This is a genomic window from Pseudomonas sp. Je.1.5.c (genome assembly GCF_051129895.1).
GTDB classification, from domain to species: Bacteria; Pseudomonadota; Gammaproteobacteria; order Pseudomonadales; family Pseudomonadaceae; genus Aquipseudomonas; species Aquipseudomonas urmiensis.
The window spans coordinates 44,046-65,840 of the sequence record NZ_JBCPSP010000024.1 but is presented as its reverse complement, the minus strand read 5'-3'; the positions used below and the strand labels follow the sequence as shown (position 1 = coordinate 65,840).

33 protein-coding genes are annotated in these 21,795 nt (G+C 57.5%); 32 read left to right on the top strand and 1 reads right to left on the bottom strand.

Annotated elements, in window-relative coordinates:
• The first annotated feature begins 6 nt into the window (after window positions 1–6).
• From rplD to bfr, 28 genes are all read left to right on the top strand, one after another.
• The gene (gene rplD, locus AAZU54_RS17575) at window positions 7–609 is read left to right on the top strand and encodes a 50S ribosomal protein L4 (RefSeq protein WP_186557312.1); all 603 of its coding nucleotides are present in this window, start codon (window positions 7–9) and stop codon (window positions 607–609) included.
• Entirely contained in the window at window positions 606–905 is a 300-nt protein-coding gene (rplW, locus tag AAZU54_RS17570; protein WP_010220306.1) for a 50S ribosomal protein L23, read from the top strand. Before rplD ends, rplW begins: the two co-directional genes overlap by 4 nt.
• A gap of 14 nt (window positions 906–919) precedes the next feature.
• Window positions 920–1,744, top strand: a complete 825-nt coding sequence (gene rplB / locus AAZU54_RS17565; RefSeq protein ID WP_027915105.1) for a 50S ribosomal protein L2 — start codon at window positions 920–922, stop codon at window positions 1,742–1,744.
• A gap of 16 nt (window positions 1,745–1,760) precedes the next feature.
• Window positions 1,761–2,036: a 30S ribosomal protein S19 gene (rpsS, locus tag AAZU54_RS17560; RefSeq protein WP_119138201.1), complete on the top strand. Its 276-nt coding sequence runs from the start codon at window positions 1,761–1,763 to the stop codon at window positions 2,034–2,036.
• An 11-nt stretch (window positions 2,037–2,047) separates the two neighbouring features.
• Window positions 2,048–2,380, top strand: a complete 333-nt coding sequence (gene rplV / locus AAZU54_RS17555) for a 50S ribosomal protein L22 (RefSeq protein WP_003103908.1) — start codon at window positions 2,048–2,050, stop codon at window positions 2,378–2,380.
• A 13-nt stretch (window positions 2,381–2,393) separates the two neighbouring features.
• Window positions 2,394–3,080: a 30S ribosomal protein S3 gene (gene rpsC / locus AAZU54_RS17550; protein ID WP_003255481.1), complete on the top strand. Its 687-nt coding sequence runs from the start codon at window positions 2,394–2,396 to the stop codon at window positions 3,078–3,080.
• A 12-nt stretch (window positions 3,081–3,092) separates the two neighbouring features.
• Window positions 3,093–3,506 carry a 50S ribosomal protein L16 gene (rplP, locus tag AAZU54_RS17545; protein ID WP_009397508.1) on the top strand — a complete coding sequence of 138 codons (414 nt, stop codon included), beginning with the start codon at window positions 3,093–3,095 and terminating at the stop codon, window positions 3,504–3,506.
• Entirely contained in the window at window positions 3,506–3,697 is a 192-nt protein-coding gene (gene rpmC / locus AAZU54_RS17540; protein ID WP_002555481.1) for a 50S ribosomal protein L29, read from the top strand. Before rplP ends, rpmC begins: the two co-directional genes overlap by 1 nt.
• Before the next feature lie 2 nt (window positions 3,698–3,699).
• Window positions 3,700–3,966 (top strand): 30S ribosomal protein S17, encoded by a 267-nt coding sequence (gene rpsQ / locus AAZU54_RS17535; protein ID WP_003255478.1) that lies wholly within the window; start codon window positions 3,700–3,702, stop codon window positions 3,964–3,966.
• A 23-nt stretch (window positions 3,967–3,989) separates the two neighbouring features.
• Window positions 3,990–4,358: a 50S ribosomal protein L14 gene (gene rplN, locus AAZU54_RS17530; RefSeq protein ID WP_008089810.1), complete on the top strand. Its 369-nt coding sequence runs from the start codon at window positions 3,990–3,992 to the stop codon at window positions 4,356–4,358.
• 11 nt (window positions 4,359–4,369) lie between these two features.
• Window positions 4,370–4,684, top strand: a complete 315-nt coding sequence (rplX, locus tag AAZU54_RS17525) for a 50S ribosomal protein L24 (RefSeq protein ID WP_003255476.1) — start codon at window positions 4,370–4,372, stop codon at window positions 4,682–4,684.
• Window positions 4,685–4,704: 20 nt separating this feature from the next.
• Window positions 4,705–5,244, top strand: coding sequence for a 50S ribosomal protein L5 (gene rplE / locus AAZU54_RS17520; protein ID WP_186557313.1), 540 nt, complete (start codon window positions 4,705–4,707; stop codon window positions 5,242–5,244).
• A gap of 13 nt (window positions 5,245–5,257) precedes the next feature.
• Entirely contained in the window at window positions 5,258–5,563 is a 306-nt protein-coding gene (gene rpsN, locus AAZU54_RS17515; RefSeq protein WP_009397499.1) for a 30S ribosomal protein S14, read from the top strand.
• A gap of 209 nt (window positions 5,564–5,772) precedes the next feature.
• Window positions 5,773–6,165, top strand: coding sequence for a 30S ribosomal protein S8 (gene rpsH / locus AAZU54_RS17510; protein ID WP_119138195.1), 393 nt, complete (start codon window positions 5,773–5,775; stop codon window positions 6,163–6,165).
• Window positions 6,166–6,177: 12 nt separating this feature from the next.
• Window positions 6,178–6,711 (top strand): 50S ribosomal protein L6, encoded by a 534-nt coding sequence (gene rplF / locus AAZU54_RS17505; protein ID WP_003255469.1) that lies wholly within the window; start codon window positions 6,178–6,180, stop codon window positions 6,709–6,711.
• A gap of 10 nt (window positions 6,712–6,721) precedes the next feature.
• Complete coding sequence (gene rplR / locus AAZU54_RS17500) at window positions 6,722–7,072, top strand: 50S ribosomal protein L18 (RefSeq protein ID WP_011531893.1); 351 nt, start codon at window positions 6,722–6,724, stop codon at window positions 7,070–7,072.
• Window positions 7,073–7,075: 3 nt separating this feature from the next.
• The gene (rpsE, locus tag AAZU54_RS17495; RefSeq protein WP_003255465.1) at window positions 7,076–7,576 is read left to right on the top strand and encodes a 30S ribosomal protein S5; all 501 of its coding nucleotides are present in this window, start codon (window positions 7,076–7,078) and stop codon (window positions 7,574–7,576) included.
• A 2-nt stretch (window positions 7,577–7,578) separates the two neighbouring features.
• On the top strand, window positions 7,579–7,755 hold the full coding sequence (rpmD, locus tag AAZU54_RS17490) for a 50S ribosomal protein L30 (RefSeq protein ID WP_009397493.1): 177 nt from the start codon (window positions 7,579–7,581) through the stop codon (window positions 7,753–7,755).
• Window positions 7,756–7,758: 3 nt separating this feature from the next.
• Window positions 7,759–8,193: a 50S ribosomal protein L15 gene (gene rplO, locus AAZU54_RS17485; protein WP_010220318.1), complete on the top strand. Its 435-nt coding sequence runs from the start codon at window positions 7,759–7,761 to the stop codon at window positions 8,191–8,193.
• Window positions 8,194–9,525 (top strand): preprotein translocase subunit SecY, encoded by a 1,332-nt coding sequence (gene secY, locus AAZU54_RS17480; RefSeq protein WP_186557314.1) that lies wholly within the window; start codon window positions 8,194–8,196, stop codon window positions 9,523–9,525.
• A 28-nt stretch (window positions 9,526–9,553) separates the two neighbouring features.
• The gene (gene rpmJ, locus AAZU54_RS17475) at window positions 9,554–9,670 is read left to right on the top strand and encodes a 50S ribosomal protein L36 (RefSeq protein ID WP_011531897.1); all 117 of its coding nucleotides are present in this window, start codon (window positions 9,554–9,556) and stop codon (window positions 9,668–9,670) included.
• Window positions 9,671–9,801: 131 nt separating this feature from the next.
• A complete protein-coding gene (gene rpsM / locus AAZU54_RS17470) occupies window positions 9,802–10,158 on the top strand; it encodes a 30S ribosomal protein S13 (protein WP_012316515.1) in 357 nt (118 codons plus the stop codon).
• Window positions 10,159–10,176: 18 nt separating this feature from the next.
• Entirely contained in the window at window positions 10,177–10,566 is a 390-nt protein-coding gene (rpsK, locus tag AAZU54_RS17465) for a 30S ribosomal protein S11 (RefSeq protein WP_003255454.1), read from the top strand.
• Window positions 10,567–10,581: 15 nt separating this feature from the next.
• On the top strand, window positions 10,582–11,202 hold the full coding sequence (rpsD, locus tag AAZU54_RS17460; protein ID WP_101322335.1) for a 30S ribosomal protein S4: 621 nt from the start codon (window positions 10,582–10,584) through the stop codon (window positions 11,200–11,202).
• A 22-nt stretch (window positions 11,203–11,224) separates the two neighbouring features.
• A complete protein-coding gene (locus AAZU54_RS17455) occupies window positions 11,225–12,226 on the top strand; it encodes a DNA-directed RNA polymerase subunit alpha (protein ID WP_003255452.1) in 1,002 nt (333 codons plus the stop codon).
• Window positions 12,227–12,268: 42 nt separating this feature from the next.
• Window positions 12,269–12,655 (top strand): 50S ribosomal protein L17, encoded by a 387-nt coding sequence (rplQ, locus tag AAZU54_RS17450; protein ID WP_003255451.1) that lies wholly within the window; start codon window positions 12,269–12,271, stop codon window positions 12,653–12,655.
• 172 nt (window positions 12,656–12,827) lie between these two features.
• A complete protein-coding gene (locus AAZU54_RS17445; protein ID WP_434727452.1) occupies window positions 12,828–14,267 on the top strand; it encodes a catalase in 1,440 nt (479 codons plus the stop codon).
• A gap of 163 nt (window positions 14,268–14,430) precedes the next feature.
• A complete protein-coding gene (bfr, locus tag AAZU54_RS17440; RefSeq protein ID WP_264236562.1) occupies window positions 14,431–14,895 on the top strand; it encodes a bacterioferritin in 465 nt (154 codons plus the stop codon).
• 60 nt (window positions 14,896–14,955) lie between these two features.
• On the opposite strand, the gene uvrA is transcribed toward bfr, so the two are convergent.
• Window positions 14,956–17,790, bottom strand: coding sequence for an excinuclease ABC subunit UvrA (gene uvrA, locus AAZU54_RS17435; protein ID WP_312152822.1), 2,835 nt, complete (start codon window positions 17,788–17,790; stop codon window positions 14,956–14,958).
• Between the two features lie 129 nt (window positions 17,791–17,919).
• Here uvrA and AAZU54_RS17430 point away from each other — a divergent pair, with 129 nt between their 5' ends.
• The 4 genes from AAZU54_RS17430 to AAZU54_RS17415 all read left to right on the top strand — a co-directional run bounded on the left by AAZU54_RS17430 (window position 17,920) and on the right by AAZU54_RS17415 (window position 21,717).
• Window positions 17,920–19,314 carry an MFS transporter gene (locus tag AAZU54_RS17430; protein WP_186557318.1) on the top strand — a complete coding sequence of 465 codons (1,395 nt, stop codon included), beginning with the start codon at window positions 17,920–17,922 and terminating at the stop codon, window positions 19,312–19,314.
• A gap of 9 nt (window positions 19,315–19,323) precedes the next feature.
• On the top strand, window positions 19,324–19,878 hold the full coding sequence (locus tag AAZU54_RS17425; RefSeq protein ID WP_425634910.1) for a single-stranded DNA-binding protein: 555 nt from the start codon (window positions 19,324–19,326) through the stop codon (window positions 19,876–19,878).
• Window positions 19,879–20,285: 407 nt separating this feature from the next.
• On the top strand, window positions 20,286–21,155 hold the full coding sequence (locus AAZU54_RS17420; RefSeq protein ID WP_434727451.1) for a DMT family transporter: 870 nt from the start codon (window positions 20,286–20,288) through the stop codon (window positions 21,153–21,155).
• A gap of 274 nt (window positions 21,156–21,429) precedes the next feature.
• The gene (locus AAZU54_RS17415; RefSeq protein ID WP_434727450.1) at window positions 21,430–21,717 is read left to right on the top strand and encodes a rubredoxin; all 288 of its coding nucleotides are present in this window, start codon (window positions 21,430–21,432) and stop codon (window positions 21,715–21,717) included.
• Window positions 21,718–21,795: the final 78 nt, after the last annotated feature.

Here is a 21,795-nt window from a genome sequence, read left to right as displayed (position 1 = left end):
ACTGACATGCAACTTAATGTAAATGACGCTCAGGCGATCGAAGTTTCCGAACTGACTTTCGGTGGCGAATTCAACGAGACGCTGGTACACCAAGCAGTCGTGGCCTACATGGCCGGCGGCCGTCAGGGCACCAAGCAGCAGAAGACCCGTTCCGACGTGGCTGGTGGCGGTAAGCGCCCATGGCGTCAGAAGGGTACTGGCCGTGCTCGTGCTGGTACTACTCGTGGTCCAATCTGGCGTGGCGGTGGTGTTACCTTCGCAGCTCGTCCTCAAGATCACTCGCAGAAGCTCAACAAGAAGATGTACCGCGCAGCAATGCGTTCCATCCTCGCTGAGCTGGTGCGTAGCGACCGTCTGGTCGTGGTTCAGGACTTCGCTGTCGAAGCTCCAAAAACCAAAGACCTGCTGAACAAGCTGAACGGCATGGGTCTGAGCGATGTACTGATCGTTTCGGACGCTGTTGATCAGAACCTGTACCTGGCTGCACGTAACCTGCCGCACGTCGACGTACGTGACGTTCAAGGTTCCGATCCGGTCAGTCTGATCGCATACGAGAAAGTGTTGATCACTGTCTCGGCCGTGAAGAAATTCGAGGAGCTGCTGGGATGAACCAGGAACGCGTATTTAAAGTCCTCCTTGGCCCGCACGTTTCCGAGAAGGCTACCGTTCTGGCTGAGAAGAAAGGCCAGTTCGTATTCAAGGTTGCTACTGACGCAACCAAGCTGGAAATCAAGAAAGCTGTCGAAGGCCTGTTCGGCGTAAAAGTCGAAAACGTGTCGACTGTTAACGTTCTGGGTAAAACCAAGCGTACCGCACGTGGTCTGGGCAAGCGCAATGACTGGAAGAAGGCGATCGTCTCCCTTCAGCCAGGCCAAGATCTCGATTTCAGCAGCAGTGCTGAGTAAGGAAGGGGTGCATCATGGCAATCGTTAAATGCAAACCGACTTCCCCTGGCCGCCGTTTCGTGGTCAAGGTGGTCAACAAGGAGCTGCACAAAGGCGCTCCTCACGCACCGCTGCTCGAGAAGAAATCGAAGTCTGGTGGTCGTAACAACAATGGCCGCATTACCACTCGTCACGTTGGTGGTGGTCATAAGCAGCATTACCGTCTGGTCGACTTCCGTCGCAACGACAAAGATGGCATTCCAGCCACTGTCGAGCGTATCGAATACGATCCAAACCGTACTGCTCACATCGCCCTGCTGTGCTACGCAGACGGTGAGCGTCGCTACATCATCGCCCCTAAAGGCGTGAGCGCTGGCGACCAGCTGATCGCAGGTGCCCTGGCCCCAATCAAGGCCGGTAACTCCCTGCAGCTGCGCAACATCCCAGTAGGTAGCACCATTCACGGCATCGAACTGAAGCCGGGTAAAGGTGCACAGATCGCTCGTTCCGCTGGTGCTTCGGCTCAGCTGATCGCTCGCGAAGGTGTCTACGTGACCCTGCGTCTGCGCTCTGGTGAAATGCGTAAAGTCCTGGCTGAGTGCCGTGCGACCCTGGGCGAAGTCTCGAACTCCGAGCACAGCCTGCGTTCGCTGGGTAAAGCTGGTGCCAAACGCTGGCGTGGCGTTCGCCCAACCGTTCGTGGTGTTGCCATGAACCCGGTTGACCACCCGCATGGTGGTGGTGAAGGTCGTACCTCCGGTGGTCGTCATCCGGTATCGCCATGGGGCTTCCCAACCAAGGGTGCGAAGACTCGTGGTAATAAGCGTACCGACAACATGATCGTCCGTCGTCGCAAGTAAATAGAGGGATACGACAGTGCCACGTTCTCTGAAAAAAGGTCCTTTTATCGATCTTCACCTACTGAAGAAGATCGAAGTGGCGACGGAGAAGAACGATCGCAAGCCAGTTAAAACCTGGTCGCGCCGTTCGATGATCCTGCCACAAATGGTCGGTCTGACCATCGCGGTACACAACGGTCGTCAACATGTCCCAGTTCTCGTGAACGAAGACATGGTCGGCCACAAACTGGGCGAGTTCGCCGGTACCCGCACCTATCGCGGGCACGTGGCTGACAAGAAAGCCAAGCGTTAAGGGGTTAGGAAATGGAAGTAGCCGCTAAGTTGTCGGGCGCTCGAATCTCCGCCCAGAAAGCCCGCTTGGTCGCCGACCAGATCCGCGGGAAGAAGGTGGGCGAAGCGCTCAACCTGTTGGCCTTCAGCAGCAAAAAAGCCGCTGAAATCATGAAGAAAGTCCTCGAGTCGGCCGTTGCCAACGCCGAACACAACGAAGGCGCAGACGTTGATGACCTGAAGGTCTCCACCGTCTTCGTCAACGAAGGGCGTTCGCTGAAGCGCATCATGCCGCGTGCCAAAGGCCGCGCTGATCGCATCGTCAAGCGGTCTTGCCATATCACTGTCAAGGTTGCGGACAAGTAACGGAGTCGATCAGATGGGTCAGAAAGTACATCCCACTGGCATTCGCCTGGGAATCGTCAAGGAGCACACCTCCGTCTGGTACGCAGACGGTGCTACTTACGCAGATTACCTGTTGAAGGATCTGAAAACGCGTGAGTACCTCCAAGACAAACTAAAAAGCGCGTCCGTAAGCCGTATCGATATTCATCGTCCGGCTCAAACTGCACGCATCACCATCCACACCGCTCGTCCAGGTATCGTTATCGGGAAGAAAGGTGAGGACGTTGAGAAGCTGCGTCAGGACCTGACCAAGCAGATGGGTGTGCCTGTGCACATCAACATCGAAGAGATCCGCAAGCCGGAACTCGACGCTATGCTGGTTGCGCAAAGCGTAGCTCAGCAGCTGGAACGCCGCGTAATGTTCCGTCGCGCCATGAAGCGCGCCGTACAGAACGCCATGCGTATTGGTGCCAAGGGCATCAAGATCCAGGTGAGCGGTCGTCTCGGCGGCGCTGAGATTGCTCGTACCGAGTGGTATCGCGAAGGTCGTGTGCCTCTGCACACCCTGCGTGCCGATATCGACTACAACACCTACGAAGCTCACACCACTTACGGTGTGATCGGTGTGAAGGTTTGGATCTTCAAAGGCGAAGTAATTGGTGGTCGCCAAGAAGAGCTGAAGCCTCAAGCACCAGCGCCTCGTAAAAAAGCTGCTAAGTAAGGGGTACGCCAAATGTTGCAACCAAAGCGTACAAAATTCCGCAAGCAGATGACCGGCCACAACCGTGGTCTGGCACTGCGCGGTAGCAAGGTCAGCTTCGGCGAGTTCGCCCTGAAAGCTGTCGCCCGCGGTCGCCTCACCGCTCGCCAGATCGAGTCGGCACGTCGTGCCCTGACCCGTCACGTAAAACGTGGCGGTAAGATCTGGATCCGTGTGTTCCCGGACAAGCCGGTCACCAAGAAGCCTCTCGAAGTGCGGATGGGTAAAGGTAAGGGTTCCGTGGAATACTGGGTTGCCCAGATCCAGCCAGGCAAAGTCCTGTACGAGATCGAGGGTGTTTCTGAAGAGCTGGCGCGCGAAGCTTTCGCCCTGGCTGCTGCAAAGCTGCCTCTCGCCACCTCCTTTGTTAAGCGGACGGTGATGTGATGAAAGCGAATGAACTTCGTGAAAAATCGGCACAGCAGCTGAACGAGCAACTGCTCGGCCTGCTGCGCGACCAGTTCAATCTGCGTATGCAGAAAGCAACTGGCCAGTTGGGGCAGTCGCACCTGCTCTCGCAAGTTAAGCGTGACATCGCTCGCGTGAAAACTGTGCTCAACCAGCAGGCAGGTAAGTGATCATGGCTGAAGCTGAAAAAACCGTCCGTACGCTGACTGGCCGTGTCGTCAGCGACAAAATGGACAAGACCATCACCGTTCTGATCGAGCGTCGCGTAAAGCACCCGATCTACGGTAAATACGTTAAGCGTTCGACTAAGCTGCACGCGCACGACGAAGCCAACCAGTGCAAAATCGGCGACAAGGTTTCCATTCGCGAAACCCGTCCGCTGGCCAAGACTAAGTCCTGGGCACTGGTTGAAGTCCTCGAACGCGCTGTTGAAGTCTAAGGGCTAAGGGTCGGAGAAATTTTATGATTCAGACTCAATCCATGCTCGATGTGGCCGATAACAGCGGCGCTCGTCGCGTCATGTGCATCAAGGTGCTCGGCGGTTCCCACCGTCGTTACGCCGGTATCGGTGACATCATCAAAGTAACCGTCAAGGAAGCAATTCCGCGCGGTAAGGTCAAAAAAGGCCAGGTGATGACCGCTGTTGTCGTCCGTACCCGTCACGGTGTACGTCGCGCTGACGGTTCCATCATTCGTTTCGACGGCAACGCTGCTGTTCTGCTGAACACCAAGCAAGAGCCGATCGGCACTCGCATCTTCGGGCCAGTGACCCGTGAACTTCGTACTGAGAAGTTCATGAAGATCGTCTCGCTCGCCCCTGAAGTGCTCTAAGGAGATCCGACATGCAAAAGATTCGTCGTGACGACGAGATCATCGTGATCGCCGGCAAAGACAAAGGTAAGCGCGGTAAGGTGCTGAAGGTTCTCGCTGATGACCGTCTGGTCATCGGTGGCGTGAACCTGGTCAAGCGTCATACCAAGCCTAACCCGATGGCGGGCGTACAGGGCGGTATCGTCGAGAAAGAAGCGCCTCTGCACGCTTCCAACGTTGCCATTTTCAATGGTGAAACCAACAAGGCTGACCGCGTTGGCTTCAAGGTTGAAGACGGCAAGAAAATTCGTGTCTTCAAGTCGACCCAGAAAGCGGTTGATGCTTGAACACTGCTAGGTAGAAGACAATGGCACGACTCAAAGAGATTTACCGGAACGAAATCGCTCCCAAGCTTAAGGAAGAACTTAAGCTCGCGAACGTGATGGAAGTTCCTCGCGTAACCAAGATCACCCTGAACATGGGTCTGGGCGAAGCGGTCGGTGACAAGAAAGTCATCGAAAACGCCGTTGCCGACCTGGAAAAGATCACCGGCCAAAAAGCCGTTGTGACTTTCGCTCGCAAGTCGATTGCGGGTTTCAAGGTTCGTGAAGGTTGGCCGATCGGCGTTAAAGTTACTCTGCGCCGTGACCGTATGTACGAGTTCCTGGACCGCCTGCTGGCGATCTCCCTGCCTCGGGTTCGCGACTTCCGCGGCCTGAATGCCAAGTCCTTCGATGGTCGTGGCAACTACAGCATGGGCGTGAAAGAGCAGATCATTTTCCCGGAAATCGACTACGACAAGATCGATGCTCTGCGCGGTCTGGACATTACCCTGACCACCACTGCTCGTTCGGATGACGAAGGTCGCGCCCTGCTGCGTGCTTTCAAATTCCCGTTCCGCAACTGATTGGAGTAGGAAAATGGCCAAGAAGAGCATGAAAAACCGCGAGCTGAAGCGTCAGCTCACGGTAGCCAAGTACGCCAAAAAGCGTGCTGAGCTGAAAGCGACCATCGTCAACCTGAACGCTTCGCCTGAAGAGCGTTTCGCCGCCGTCGTTGCACTGCAGAAGCAGCCGCGCGACGCCAGCGCCGCTCGTCTGCGCAACCGTTGCCGCCTGACCGGCCGTCCTCACGGTGTATACCGTAAGTTCGGTCTGGGCCGTAACATGCTGCGCCAGGCTGCAATGCGCGGTGATGTTCCAGGTCTGGTCAAGGCCAGCTGGTAATCACGGTTGGTGTGATCCCGGCGCAAGGGGAGCAATCTTCCGACCGCCGGTGACATCGCAACGAAACAAGCCCCTATATGGGGCTTGTTTCGTTTCTGGCTTGTGTCTAGAATGACCGGCTCACCTGAGCCTGGGTTTTTTGACCTGTCCGCTCAGGTGGTTGTGATAGCCGCAAGGCTAATAATTCTTGTATCAGGAGCATCTAGCCCATGAGTATGCAGGACCCGTTAGCGGACATGCTAACTCGCATCCGTAATGCCCAGATGGCTGAAAAGTCCGTCGTAAGCATGCCTTCTTCGACTCTGAAGGTAGCGGTTGCCAAAGTTCTGAAGGACGAAGGTTACATCGCTGGCTATCAGGTAAGCAGCGAAGTCAAACCCTCCCTGTCGATCGAGCTGAAGTACTTCGAAGGCCGTCCGGTCATCGAAGAGCTGAAGCGCGCTAGCCGTCCTGGCCTGCGTCAGTACAAGGCCGTTACAGATCTGCCGAAAGTTCGTGGCGGTCTGGGCGTGTCTATCGTCTCCACCAACAAAGGTGTGATGACTGATCGTGCTGCACGTGCTGCCGGTGTTGGTGGCGAAGTTCTGTGCACAGTGTTCTAAGGGGGGATAAGCATGTCTCGCGTCGCTAAGAACCCCGTTAAGCTGCCATCTGGCGTCGAAGTCAAATTCGCCGGTCAGCAGCTTTCGGTGAAGGGTGCCAAGGGCACTCTCGAACTGAACGTTCACTCGTCTGTTGAAGTTACCGAAGAGTCTGGTGAGCTGCGTTTTGTCGCTCGCAACGGTGACCAGCAAGCTCGCGCCATGGCCGGTACTACCCGCGCTCTGGTGAACAACATGGTCCAAGGCGTAAGCCAAGGCTTCGAGCGCAAGCTCCAGCTGGTCGGTGTTGGTTACAAGGCACAGGCTAAAGGCACCGTCCTGAACCTGGCCCTGGGCTTCTCTCACCCAGTGGACTACGAACTGCCAGCCGGTATCACCGCTGAAACGCCTAGCCAGACCGACATCCTGATCAAGGGTATCGACAAGCAGCTGGTAGGTCAGGTGGCCGCTGAAATCCGCGACTTCCGTCCGCCAGAGCCTTACAAAGGTAAAGGTGTGCGTTACGCGGACGAAGTAGTCCGTCGTAAAGAAGCCAAGAAGAAGTAGGGCCTAGCAAATGACCGACAAAAAAGTTACTCGACTGCGTCGCGCTCGCAAAGCACGCCTGAAAATGCACGAGCTCGAAGCCGTGCGTCTGTGCGTGTTCCGCTCCTCGCAGCACATTTATGCCCAGGTCATCTCGGCCGACGGCAGCAAGGTTTTGGCAAGCGCCTCGACCTTGGACAAAGAACTGCGTGATGGCGCCACCGGCAACATCGACGCGGCCACTAAGGTTGGCAAGCTGGTAGCTGAGCGTGCGAAAGCCGCCGGTGTATCTCAAGTTGCCTTTGACCGTTCCGGCTTCAAGTACCATGGCCGCGTCAAAGCGCTGGCTGATGCTGCTCGTGAAGGCGGGCTGGAGTTCTAAGTTATGGCAAATAACGATCAAAAGCGCGACGAAGGCTACATCGAGAAGCTGGTTCAAGTTAACCGCGTAGCCAAAACCGTTAAAGGCGGCCGTATCTTCACCTTCACCGCGTTGACCGTGGTTGGTGATGGCAAGGGTCGCGTTGGTTTCGGCCGTGGCAAATCGCGCGAAGTACCTGCTGCGATTCAAAAAGCCATGGAAGCTGCTCGTCGCAACATGATTCAGGTTGACCTGAAGGGCACCACCCTGCAGTACGCCACCAAGGCCGCCCACGGCGCCTCGAAGGTTTACATGCAGCCTGCCTCGGAAGGTACCGGTATCATCGCTGGCGGCGCAATGCGTGCTGTCCTGGAAGTTGCTGGTGTTCAGAACGTTCTGGCCAAGTGCTACGGTTCGACCAACCCAGTGAACGTGGTTTACGCCACCTTCAAGGGTCTGAAAGCCATGCAATCTCCTGAATCCATTGCTGCCAAGCGCGGCAAGAGCGTCGAGGAGATCTTCTGATCATGGCTACCGTTAAAGTAACGCTGATCAAAAGCACCGCCGGCCGTCTCCCTAACCACAAACTGTGCGTTAAGGGTCTGGGTCTGCGCCGCATCGGTCACACTGTAGAAGTCCAGGATACTCCCGAGAATCGCGGGATGATCAACAAGGCTTACTACATGCTGCGCGTCGAGGGTTAATCGATGAAACTCAATGATCTGAGTCCAGCGCCGGGTTCCCGTCGCGAGAAGCATCGTCCGGGTCGTGGTATCGGTAGCGGTTTGGGTAAGACTGGTGGCCGTGGTCACAAAGGTCAGACCTCCCGTTCCGGTGGCACCATCGCTCCGGGCTTCGAAGGCGGTCAACAACCGCTGCACCGTCGTCTGCCGAAGTTCGGCTTCGTTTCCCTGAAAGCCATGGACCGCGCCGAAGTGCGTCTGTCCGAGCTGGCTAAAGTGGAAGGCGACGTTGTCACCGTGCAATCCTTGAAGGATGCCAACGTGATCAACCAGAACGTACAGCGTGTGAAAATCATGCTGTCTGGCGAAGTCACTCGCGCAGTCACCATCAAGGGTATCGCAGCCACCAAAGGTGCGCGTGCGGCTATCGAAGCAGCTGGCGGCAAGTTCGAGGAATAAATGGCTAAGCAAGGTGCTCTCTCTTCGCTCGGTAAGGGCGGGATGTCGGAACTCTGGGCTCGTCTGCGCTTTCTGTTCATGGCGATCATCGTCTATCGGATAGGTGCGCACATCCCGGTGCCCGGTATTAACCCGGACCGTTTGGCGGATCTGTTTCGACAGAATGAGGGGACCATTCTTAGCTTGTTCAACATGTTTTCCGGTGGTGCGCTGGAGCGCATGAGCATCTTTGCACTGGGGATCATGCCGTACATTTCGGCATCGATCATCATGCAGCTCATGACCGCTGTCAGCCCACAGCTGGAGCAGTTGAAGAAGGAAGGTGAAGCTGGCCGTCGCAAGATCAGCCAGTACACCCGCTACGGCACCGTTATCCTGGCGCTGGTTCAAGCCATTGGCATGTCCATTGGCCTGGCCAACCAGGGCGTGGCGTTTTCTGCGGGTCTGGGCTTCCATGTCGTTGCGGTCTCCACCTTCGTGGCGGGCGCGATGTTCATGATGTGGCTCGGCGAGCAGATCACCGAGCGCGGTGTGGGCAACGGTATCTCGATGTTGATCTTCGCAGGTATCGTTGCCGGTCTTCCGAGAGCAATCGGGCAGTCTTTCGAGTCTGCACGCACAGGCGATATCAACATTTTCGCCTTGGTCGCAATCGGGTTGCTGGCAGTAGCGATTATCGGTTTTGTGGTGTTCATTGAGCGTGGTCAGCGTCGTATCGCCGTTCACTACGCCAAGCGTCAGCAGGGCCGCAAGGTCTTCGCTGCGCAGACCAGCCACTTGCCGCTCAAGGTGAACATGGCGGGCGTAATCCCAGCCATTTTCGCCAGCAGCATTCTGCTGTTCCCGGCTTCGCTGGGTGCCTGGTTCGGTCAGTCCGAAGGTATGGGCTGGCTGCAGGACATCTCGCAGTCGATCGCTCCTGGTCAGCCGTTGAACATTCTGCTGTTTAGTGCAGGGATTATTTTCTTCTGCTTCTTCTACACAGCGCTGATGTTCAACCCGAAAGACGTAGCGGAAAACCTGAAGAAGTCCGGTGCCTTTATTCCGGGTATCCGTCCTGGTGAGCAGTCGGCGCGCTACATTGATGGCGTTCTGACCCGTCTGACCATGTTCGGTGCTCTTTACATGATGGCCGTCTGCCTTCTGCCCCAGTTCCTGGTGGTGGCAGCAAATGTGCCGTTCTACCTTGGCGGGACCTCGTTGCTGATTGTGGTAGTGGTTGTGATGGACTTCATGTCCCAAGTACAATCGCACCTCGTTTCGCACCAGTACGAATCCCTGATGAAGAAAGCCAACCTGAAAGGCTATGGCGGCAGCAGTCTGCTGCGCTGATAGACCCCTAAGGTTCGAGGAGTTGGTGATGAAAGTTCGTGCATCGGTGAAAAAGCTGTGCCGTAACTGCAAGATTATTCGCCGCGAAGGCATCGTGCGAGTAATTTGCAGCGCGGAACCGCGTCACAAACAGCGCCAAGGCTGAGTGTGATCCGCGCTACAAGCCCAGCAGCTAGTGCGCTGCTGGGTTGATTAATTGTTTCTACAGCGATATTATCTCGCGCCCTATTTCTTGGCTTCCGGGGCGTAGGTAGCTGTCAATTGGAGTCCCACTGAATGGCCCGTATTGCAGGCGTCAACATTCCAGATAACAAGCATACTGTTATCTCGCTGACCTACATCTATGGTGTCGGTCGCACAACTGCACAGAAGATCTGTGCAGACGCTGGTGTAAACCCAGCCGCTAAGATCAAGGATCTGAGCGACGAGCAAATCGAAACCCTGCGTGGCGAAGTTGCGAAGTTCACCACTGAAGGTGACCTGCGTCGTGACGTCAACATGAAGATCAAACGCTTGATGGACCTGGGCTGCTACCGCGGTCTGCGCCATCGTAAAGGTCTGCCGGTTCGCGGTCAGCGCACCAAGACCAACGCACGCACCCGTAAGGGCCCGCGTAAGCCGATCCGCAAGTAATCGCCCAGGAATATAGACATGGCAAAACCTGCTGCTCGTCCTCGTAAGAAAGTCAAAAAGACAGTGGTTGATGGCATCGCCCACATCCATGCGTCTTTCAACAACACCATCGTGACCATCACCGACCGTCAGGGCAATGCTTTGTCCTGGGCGACCTCCGGTGGTTCGGGTTTCCGTGGTTCGCGCAAATCCACCCCGTTCGCAGCTCAGATCGCTGCTGAGCGTGCTGGTCAAGCTGCGCTGGAATACGGTCTGAAGAACCTCGACGTTAACGTCAAGGGTCCAGGTCCAGGTCGTGAGTCCGCCGTTCGTGCTTTGAACAGCTGCGGCTACAAGATCGCCAGCATCACCGACGTGACGCCAATCCCGCATAACGGGTGCCGTCCGCCGAAGAAGCGTCGCGTGTAATCAGGAGACAGATAAATGGCACGTTACATTGGTCCAAAATGCAAACTGTCTCGCCGTGAAGGCACTGACCTGTTCCTGAAGAGCGGCGTTCGCGCTCTGGAATCGAAGTGCAACATCGAAGCAGCCCCAGGTATCCACGGCCAGCGCCGTGGCCGTCAGTCCGACTACGGTACCCAGCTGCGCGAGAAACAAAAAGTCCGTCGTATCTACGGTGTTCTGGAGCGTCAGTTCCGCGGTTACTACCAAGCTGCTGCCTCGAAAAAAGGCGCAACTGGTGAGAACCTGCTGCAACTGCTCGAGTGCCGTCTGGATAACGTCGTTTACCGTATGGGCTTCGGCTCGACTCGTTCCGAGTCCCGTCAGCTGGTTTCGCACAAAGCGATCAGCGTCAACGGTAAGACTGTAAACATTCCATCCTACCAAGTTCGTCCGGGTGACGTGGTCTCGGTTCGTGAGAAGTCGCTGAACCAGCTGCGCATTGTTCAAGCCCTTGAACTGTGCTCTCAGCGTGGCCGCGTTGAGTGGGTAGACGTGGATGCTGCTAAAAAGTCGGGCGTTTTCAAGAACGTTCCTGCTCGCAGCGATCTGTCCGCCGACATCAACGAAAACCTGATTGTCGAGCTCTACTCCAAGTAAGGGCTAGAAAATAGGTGCATCCATGCAGATTTCGGTAAATGAGTTCCTGACGCCCCGCCACATTGATGTGCAGGTCGTCAGTCCGACCCGCGCCAAGATTACGCTCGAGCCTCTCGAGCGTGGTTTCGGCCATACCCTGGGCAACGCGCTGCGCCGCATCCTGTTGTCCTCCATGCCTGGCTGTGCAGTAGTCGAGGCCGAGATCGACGGCGTACTCCATGAGTACTCCGCGATCGAAGGTGTACAGGAAGACGTAATTGAAATCCTGTTGAACCTGAAAGGCCTGGCTATCAAGCTGCACGGTCGTGACGAAGTTACGCTGACCTTGTCGAAAAAGGGTTCGGGGGTGGTTACCGCTGCCGATATTCAGCTGGATCACGATGTCGAGATCGTCAACCCCGATCACGTAATCGCGAACTTGGCGTCCAACGGCGCCTTGAACATGAAGCTCACTGTAGCTCGTGGTCGCGGTTACGAGCCGGCCGACTCTCGTCAGACTGACGAAGATGAAAGCCGCAGCATTGGCCGTCTTCAGCTGGACGCCTCGTTCAGCCCGGTGCGTCGTATCGCCTATGTGGTCGAAAACGCCCGTGTTGAGCAGCGTACCAACCTGGACAAGCTGGTCATTGATCTGGAAACCAACGGTACTCTGGATCCTGAAGAGGCTATCCGTCGTGCCGCGACCATCCTGCAACAGCAGCTGGCCGCGTTCGTCGACCTCAAAGGTGACAGTGAGCCGGTTGTGGTCGAGCAGGAAGACGAGATCGATCCGATCCTGCTGCGTCCGGTTGACGACCTGGAACTGACTGTACGTTCGGCCAACTGCCTGAAGGCGGAGAACATCTACTACATCGGCGACCTGATTCAGCGTACCGAAGTAGAGCTGTTGAAAACTCCTAACCTCGGCAAGAAGTCCCTGACTGAAATCAAGGACGTCCTGGCTTCCCGTGGTCTGTCCCTCGGCATGCGCCTCGACAACTGGCCGCCTGCAAGTCTTAAGAAGGACGACAAGGCGACTGCCTGATCGTCGTAATCACCGAACGTAGTGTTTGGTAAGGAATGAATCATGCGTCATCGTAAAAGTGGACGTCACCTGAGCCGTACCAGCTCTCACCGCAAGGCTATGTTCCAGAACATGGCAGTGTCGTTGATCGAGCACGAGCTGATCAAAACCACCCTGCCGAAAGCCAAGGAACTGCGCCGCGTTGCCGAGCCGCTGATCACCCTGGCCAAGGAAGATAGCGTCGCCAACCGTCGTCTGGCTTTCGATCGTACCCGTTCGAAATCCGCTGTTGGCAAGCTGTTCAACGATCTGGGCAAGCGCTATGCCACCCGTCAAGGCGGCTACCTGCGTATCCTGAAGTGCGGTTTCCGCGCTGGCGACAACGCGCCTATGGCGTACGTCGAGCTGGTTGATCGTCCAGTCGGTGGTGCTGTAGAAGCTGCCGAGTAAGACGTTCTGTCTGCTACAAAGAACCGGGCCTAGTGCCCGGTTTTTTGTGTCTGTCTCTATTGTTAATTTCTATCGATCTAACTGTATCAATGAATTAGTTCTTGCAACATATCTCCCCGATACTGCTTAGCAAGCCGATTAGCCGGCCATTGAAGATCGATAAGGAGAGCCCATGAGCAAGATTCTCACCACCGCCAGCGGTGCACCTGTAGCTGATAACCAGAATTCTCGTTCGGCAGGCCCGCGTGGCCCGCTGTTGCTCGACGACTTCCACCTGATCGAGAAGCTCGCCCACTTCAACCGCGAGAACATCCCTGAGCGCCGCGTGCACGCCAAGGGCTCGGGCGCTTATGGTACCTTCACGGTCACTCGCGATATCACTCAATACACCAGTGCCAAGCTGTTCGACACAGTCGGTAAGCAGACTGAGACATTCCTGCGTTTCTCCACTGTGGGGGGCGAGCGTGGCTCAGCGGATACCGAGCGCGATCCGCGTGGCTTTGCCCTGAAGTTCTACACCGAGGAAGGCAACTGGGACATCGTCGGCAATAACACCCCGGTGTTCTTCATTCGCGATCCGCTCAAGTTCCCCGACTTTATCCACACGCAGAAACGCCATCCGCAGAGCAACCTGAAGAACGCGCAGATGATGTGGGATTTCTGGTCGCACTCACCGGAGGCGCTGCACCAGGTCACCATCCTCTTCTCCGACCGTGGCATACCTGACGGTTACCGCCACATGCATGGCTTCGGCAGCCACACTTACAGCCTGATCAACGCCAAGGGCGAGCGCACCTGGGTCAAATGGCACTACAAGACCCAACAGGGCATCAAGAATCTCTCGCCGGCTGATGCCGCACGTCTGGCAGGCACTGATCCAGATTACGCCCAGCGCGATCTGTTCGAGGCGATCGAGCGCGGTGAGTATCCACGCTGGACGGTGTGCATCCAGGTGATGAGTGAGCAAGAGGCGGCCAACCGTCAGGAGAACCCCTTCGACGTGACCAAGACCTGGTCGCAGAAGGACTATCCATTGATCGAAGTTGGCGTACTGGAGCTCAACCGCAATCCGCTCAACTACTTCGCCGAGGTCGAGCAGGCGACCTTCGGGCCAAGCAACATGGTCCCAGGTGTAGGGCTGTCGCCGGATCGCATGCTGCAAGGCCGAGTGTTCGCATATGCCGACGCTCACCGCTACCGTGTTGGCACCAATCACCAGCACTTGCCGGTGAACGCCCCTCGTAGCGCGGTCAACACCTATCAGCGTGACGGCGCCATGGCCTACGGCGCTTACGGCAGTGCGCCGAACTACGAGCCCAACAGCTATGGCGACGCACCTAAGCAATCGCCTCAGCACGCTGAGCCAGCCCTGTCACTCAACGGCGCGGCCGATCGCTACGATCATCGCGAGGACGGCGATTACTACAGCCATGCAGGTGCGCTGTTCCGTTTGATGAACGCTGAACAGCAGGCATTGTTGATCAGCAATATCGCCGGGACCATGGCGGGGGTCAGTGAGGATGTCGTGCAGCGTCAGCTGCAGCACTTCTTCAAGGCCGATCCAGCGTATGCTCAAGGCGTCGCCAAGGCATTGGGCGTGGATCTCGCCTGAGTCGGAATGATAAGTAGAACCGCCCTCATTTGGGCGGTTTTTCAATGAATATCACTACTGTTTGCCGGTTTTTTTGCATGTTATTGCGCGTTTTTCAGTGACCTCTCGACCTTCCTGGTTCACACTATGTCGTATTGATGTTTTCACAGGGAGAAGCAGGGCGATGCAAGGTCACCCGGACGTAATCGATTACCTCAACACGTTGCTGACGGGCGAACTGGCGGCGCGTGACCAATATTTCATTCACTCGCGGATGTACGAAGATTGGGGCTTGAGCAAGCTCTATGAGCGTATCAACCACGAGATGGAAGAAGAGGCGCAGCACGCTGATGCCCTGATGCGTCGGATCCTCATGCTTGAAGGCACGCCACGCATGCGTCCAGACGATCTCGATGTAGGCGCTACCGTGCCGGAGATGATCGCCGCCGACCTGCGCCTGGAGTACAAGGTACGTGCCGCCCTGTGCAAAGGCATCGAGCTGTGCGAGCTGCACAAGGACTATATCAGCCGCGATATCCTGCGCGCGCAGCTGGCCGATACCGAAGAAGATCACACCTACTGGCTGGAGAAACAGCAGGGGCTGATCAAGTCCATCGGTCTGCAGAACTACCTGCAATCGCAGATGTGAGTGTGTTCAGCTAATAAAAAACCCTGTCACTCGCGTGACAGGGTTTTTTATTGCCCGTCTTTAGGCCCGATCCCGCTCCAACAGCGGCTTGAGGTAATGCCCGGTATATGACTGCTTCATCTTCGACAGTTCTTCCGGTGTGCCCGAGGCAATGATCTGCCCCCCCTTGGAGCCACCCTCAGGCCCCAAGTCCACCAGCCAGTCAGCCGTCTTGATCACGTCCAGGTTGTGCTCGATCACCACCACGGTGTTGCCGTGGTCACGCAGGCGGTGCAGGACGTCCAGCAACTGCTGGATATCGGCAAAGTGCAGGCCGGTGGTCGGCTCATCGAGGATGTACAAGGTCTTGCCGGTATCGCGCTTGGACAGCTCGCGTGACAGCTTGACCCGCTGTGCTTCGCCACCCGAAAGGGTCGTTGCCGACTGCCCCAGCTTGATGTAGGAAAGCCCCACATCGACCAGCGTTTGCAGCTTGCGCGCCAGTGCCGGCACCGCGTCGAAGAACTCGCGGGCATCCTCGATGGTCATTTCCAGCACCTCGTGGATGTTCTTGCCCTTGTACTTGATCTCAAGGGTTTCGCGGTTGTAGCGCTTGCTCTTGCACACATCGCACGGCACATAGATGTCCGGCAGGAAGTGCATCTCGACCTTGATCAGGCCATCGCCCTGGCACGCCTCGCAGCGGCCACCCTTGACGTTGAAGGAGAAACGCCCTGGGCCATAGCCCCGCGCACGCGACTCCGGCACGCCAGCGAACAGCTCGCGCACCGGGGTGAAGATACCGGTGTAGGTTGCGGGGTTCGAGCGTGGGGTGCGGCCAATCGGGCTCTGGTCGATATCGACCACCTTGTCCAGGTGCTGCAGGCCGTCCATGCTGCTGTGCGCCGCTGCTTCATGGCTGGTCGCACCGTTGAGCGCGCTAGCCGCGAGCGGGAACAGCGTGTTGTTGATCAGCGTCGACTTGCCCGAGCCGGAAACACCGGTCACGCAGGTCAGCAGGCCAATGGGAATCTCCAAGTCGACGTTTTGCAGGTTGTTGCCACGCGCGCCCTTGAGCTTGAGCGAGAGCTTTTTGTTGCGCGGTGTGCGCTTGGCTGGGACTGCAATCTTCTTGCGGCCAGACAGATACTTGCCGGTCAGCGAGTCAGGATGGTCCATGACCTCTTGAGGCGTACCCTCGGCAACGATCTGCCCGCCATGCACGCCGGCACCCGGGCCGATGTCGACCACATAGTCGGCCAGGCGAATGGCGTCCTCGTCGTGCTCGACCACAATCACTGTGTTGCCCAGATCGCGCAGGTGATTGAGGGTGCCCAGTAGACGGTCGTTGTCGCGCTGGTGCAGGCCGATCGACGGCTCGTCGAGGATATACATCACCCCCACCAGGCCGGCGCCGATCTGGCTGGCCAGGCGGATGCGCTGGGCCTCACCGCCAGACAGGGTTTCGGCGCTGCGGTCCAGGGTCAGGTAATCCAGGCCGACGTTGACCAGGAACTGCAGGCGCTCGCAGATTTCCTTGAGGATCTTCGCCGCGATCTCCCCGCGTCGACCGGTCAGGGTCAGGTCGCTGAAATACTCACTGGCGTCACCGATCGGCAGGTTGGTAACCGCCGGCAGGGTTTTCTCGCCCACCCACACGTGCCGCGCTTCACGGCGCAGACGAGTGCCGCGGCAGTCAGGGCAGGGCTGGGTACCGAGAAACTTCGCCAGCTCCTCGCGCACAGTCGCCGACTCGGTCTCGCGGTAGCGCCGCTCAAGGTTCGGCACGATGCCTTCGAACGGGTGCGAACGCTTGACGATATCGCCACGGTCGTTGAGGTACTTGAAGTCGACGTTCTGCTTGCCGCTGCCATGCAGGATGACTTTCTGGTCGTCGGCGGACAGCTCGGCAAACGGTACTTCCAGGCTGAAGCCGTACTGCGCGGCCAGTGAACCGAGCATCTGGAAGTAGTACACGTTACGCCGGTCCCAGCCGCGGATCGCGCCCTCGGCCAGGGTCAACTCGGTGTTGACCAGGCGCTTGGTGTCGAAGTACTGCTTGACCCCCAGGCCATCGCACGTCGGGCAGGCGCCAGCCGGGTTGTTGAAGGAGAACAGCTTGGGTTCCAGCTCGCTGATGGCATGACCACAAATCGGGCAGGCAAAGCGTGCGGAGAAGATCATCTCTTCACCCGGCTCGTCGTCCATCGGCGCCACCAGGGCGATACCGTCGGCCAGCTTCAGCGCCGTCTCGAACGATTCGGCCAGGCGCTGCTGCAGGTCGCTGCGCACCTTGAAGCGGTCTACCACCACATCGATGCTGTGCTTTTTTTGCTTGTCGAGCTTGGGCAACTCATCGAGCTCGTACAGCTTGCCGTTGACCCGGGCGCGGACGAAACCCTGCGCACGCAGCTCGTCGAACACCGCCAAGTGCTCACCCTTGCGCTCGCGAATCACCGGCGCCAGCAGCATCAGCTTGCTGCCCTCTGGTTGATCGAGCACCAGGTCGACCATCTGGCTGACCGTTTGCGCCTCCAGCGGAATATCGTGATCCGGGCAGCGCGGCGTACCCACGCGGGCGTACAGCAAGCGCAGGTAGTCGTAGATTTCGGTGATGGTGCCCACCGTCGAACGCGGGTTGTGCGAGGTCGATTTCTGCTCGATGGAGATGGCCGGGGAGAGGCCCTCGATGGTGTCGACGTCAGGCTTTTCCATCATCGACAGGAATTGCCGGGCGTAAGCCGACAGCGATTCCACGTAGCGGCGCTGGCCCTCGGCGTAGAGTGTGTCGAACGCCAGGGACGACTTGCCGGAACCGGACAGGCCGGTGATCACGATCAGCTTGTCCCGAGGGAGGGTCAGGTCGATGTTCTTCAGGTTGTGGGTACGTGCCCCACGAATCAGGATCTTGTCCACTACGGCCTCGCTCGGCGGGCATAAACAAGGAAGTATACGGCGCGCTGCCATTACGCGGCAAAGCGTCGCGTATATGCCGTCAAGGCGTCGGACTGATAGAATCGCCGCCGGTTCACACGAGGTTAATCCATGCACGACACCCACAACGAGCGCATGAGTGGTAGCGAGACCCGCGCCGCCAGCGGCCTGGCCCTGGTGTTTGCCTTTCGTATGCTGGGCATGTTCATGGTCCTGCCGGTGCTTGCCACCTACGGCATGGACCTGGCCGGTGCCACGCCTGCGCTGATCGGCCTGGCCATTGGTGCCTATGGCCTGACCCAGGCGCTGCTGCAAATTCCGTTCGGGGTGATTTCCGACCGCATCGGGCGTCTTCCGGTGATCTACCTGGGGCTGGTGATCTTCGCCCTGGGCAGTGTGCTGGCCGCGCAGGCCGACTCGATCTGGGGCGTGATCGCCGGGCGGGTTCTACAAGGCGCCGGAGCGATTTCCGCGGCGGTCATGGCGCTGCTGTCCGATCTGACCCGTGAACAGCACCGGACCAAGGCCATGGCCATGATCGGCATGAGCATCGGCTTGTCGTTCGCGGTGGCCATGGTGGTCGGGCCGTTGCTGACTCGGGCATTTGGCCTGTCAGGATTGTTCCTCGCCACTGCAGGACTTGCCGTCATCGGCATCGCCCTGGTGGCCTTCGTCGTGCCTAGCGCACACAGCGCTTTGCAGCACCGCGAATCGGGCGTGGCGCGTCAGGCCCTCGGCCCGACCCTGCGCCATCCGGACCTTCTGCGCCTGGACGTAGGTATCTTCGTGCTGCACGCGATCCTCATGGCCAGCTTCGTCGCCTTGCCGCTGGCGTTCGTCGAGCGCGGCGGCTTGCCCAAGGAAGAACACTGGTGGGTGTACCTGACCGCCTTGCTGGTTTCATTTTTTGCAATGGTGCCGTTCATCATCTACGGCGAAAAAAAGCGCAAGATGAAACGCGTGTTGCTTGGCGCGGTCAGTGTCCTGCTGGTGATCGAGGTGTTCTTCTGGCAGTGGGCTGACAGTTTGCGCGGACTGGTGATCGGCACCGTGATATTCTTTACTGCCTTCAACCTGCTGGAGGCATCGTTGCCTTCGCTGGTCAGCAAGGTGTCGCCCGCCGGCGGCAAGGGAACGGCAATGGGGGTTTACTCCACCAGCCAGTTCCTCGGTGCCGCCTTGGGAGGAATCATCGGTGGCTGGTTGTTCCAGCACGGTGGCCTGGGCATGGTGTTCTTGGGCTGTGCAGTGCTGTGTGCCGTATGGCTGGTCGTTGCGTTCAGCATGAACGAGCCGCCTTATGTGACCAGCCTGCGTATGCCGCTGACGCCTGAGGCAGTCCGGGAAGCCGGGCTGACCGAGCGCCTGATGGCAGTGCCGGGTGTGACCGACGCCGTGGTGGTGGCAGAAGAAGCCGCCATCTATATCAAACTGGATACGAAAATTTTGGACCGTACGACCCTCGAGCGCCTGGTGAACCCAGCCTCTTCGGCGTGCGAAGCCTAGGAGAACGTTATGGCCCGTGGGGTTAACAAAGTCATTCTGGTCGGCACCTGCGGCCAGGATCCCGAAGTCCGCTACCTGCCCAACGGTAACGCCGTGACCAACCTGAGCCTGGCTACCAGCGAGCAGTGGACCGACAAGCAGTCCGGTCAGAAGGTCGAGCGTACCGAATGGCACCGTGTGTCGATGTTCGGCAAGGTCGCCGAGATCGCCGGCGAATACCTGCGCAAGGGTTCTCAGGTCTACATCGAGGGCAAGCTGCAGACCCGCGAGTGGGAAAAAGACGGCATCAAGCGCTACACCACTGAAATCATCGTCGACATGCAGGGCACCATGCAGCTGCTCGGCGGCCGCCCGCAGAACCAGCAGCAGGGCGGTGGTGATCAGTACAACCAAGGTGGTGGTAACAACTACAACCAAGGTGGCCAGCAGCAACAGTACAACCAGCAGGCGCCGCGTCAGCAGGCTCAACGCCCACAGCAGGCCCCGCAGCGCCCAGCGCCCCAGCAGCCCGCTCCGCAGCCGGCGGCTGACTTCGACAGCTTTGATGACGATATTCCGTTCTGAGAATCGTTGCCGTCACCGAACCCCCGCAATGCGGGGGTTTTTTGTGGGCGGCGTTCTTGGCTCGAAGAGCCCCTGACGAATATTCATGAGGGAAATGCCAGTGTTCGATGAGTTGAGCTATGGACGGTGCAATATTTCAAGAGGGAATTACATAGGTTGAGGAGGTAGTGTTGCGTGGTGTAGGACTTCAGGCGGGAGTATTGTCTGAAAGTTCCTACAGTGTTCTTTTGGTACTTGCTCTTATTTCAACGGCACTAACTAATCCGTTAATTACCTTTTTGGGTGGGCGCGCGCGCAAGACTAAGGCTGGCTATAGGGCGTCGCCCCATGCAGATGTTTGATTTTTGACATAATCCCTATTACTGTCTAGGGCGATACAGGGACCAGTCATAATAAGGAACATTACTGTGGATGTATTGATGGGGTTGCTGGCGGCGGTGTTCTGGGGGGCGACGGACTTTCTGGTCGGCGTCAACGCACGAGCGGTTGGCGTTAAGCGGGCGGTTTTTTTCGGGCAATTGCTGGGGGTTTTGTTAATGACAGTAATTATTGTCATTTCAGCCAGCCAGTGGGAAAAGTTCATATCTGCGCCTTGGGTCGCGGTTGGGCTAGGGGTAATAGCTTCCCTGTGTACCGTGGTTGGGGCATTGGCGCTTTCGAAGGCTTTTGCTGTCGGAAAAACTGCAGTTGTGGCGCCCTTAGTCACCTCGTATGGCGTATTTACCACGCTGTTGGCGTGGCTGGGTGGTGATGTCCTGTCAGCGTGGCAGGTAAGTGGCATTCTCGTTTGCTTCTTTGGCGTTCTACTGGCCAGTCGCAGTGATCATCGAGGTGACTTTGATCGCAAGGCCACCAACACGGTATCTGTAGGGTTTGCGTTGCTGGCGGCCATGCTGTACGGCATCAGCTTCTGGATCCAGGGCAAGTTCGCCTTGCCGGCGCTGGGGCCGGTGAACATGTTGGCGCTGGGTTATGCTGTGGGGGTCATGTTCCTCATTCCTGAGGCCTTCAGGTTGCTGCGGGACCACGCGACGATCAGCTTGAAGACCTTTGGCTCCCTATGCAGCGCCAGTCTTTTCAACCTGGGCGGATTCTCCGCGTTTTCCTGGGGCGCGCTCAATGGTTCGGTGTCCGTCGTTACCGTCATCAGCACCCTGTCGGGCGGCATTGCCGCGATCCTGGGGTACTTCTTTTATCGCGAGCGGCTGTCGGTCATTCAGATTGGTGGGGTCAGTCTGGTGTTGTTAGGGGCTGTGCTTCTGCATCTTTACGGGTGACGTTTTCTCGGCAATACAAACGTACAAGTATCCAAGCTTGAAAGTGCATTAGCGATTCGATTGCTGGAGCGCAGTACTCGGCAGTTGAAAGCCAATGCCGAGGGAGCTCAGGCCTATTCGCACTGCAAAGAGTTGCTTGAGTCTTCGGCCAATGTATTCAGGTTCAAAGAGCGCCTTCTCCAAAACCCGCAAGCACTTATCCGCATCGCGGTGCCCTGTTAATTGTATGGAGCGTAGCATCAACTAACTCCCGAGTTTTTCGAGTGCTACCGGGATGTCAATGTGCAACTCACTTCGAATGAGGGAGGTTTGGACTTCATCGCGGAGCATCGATATCGGTATCAGAATTACCGATGCCCCGCCCTTGGGGCTGGTAGCGCGTAAGTTGTTCTTTTTGGACTTTGTGGACTTTGTGGTCTGTGCTGCAGACAGCTACGATCCGGCACGGGGTGATCCGGAACATGGTATCGAGCCGGGTACGGCATTCAAAGACATTCCGCAGCAGTGGCGCTGTCCTGATTGCGGCCTGGGCAAGGAGGTTTTCATTCCCCAGGAGCGGTGAACGCTCGGCAGTCAAACACGGGTTACCCATTCCCTGACTTGGGGCATCGCACTTTCAGGATTCTTCGCTAGTCTTGAT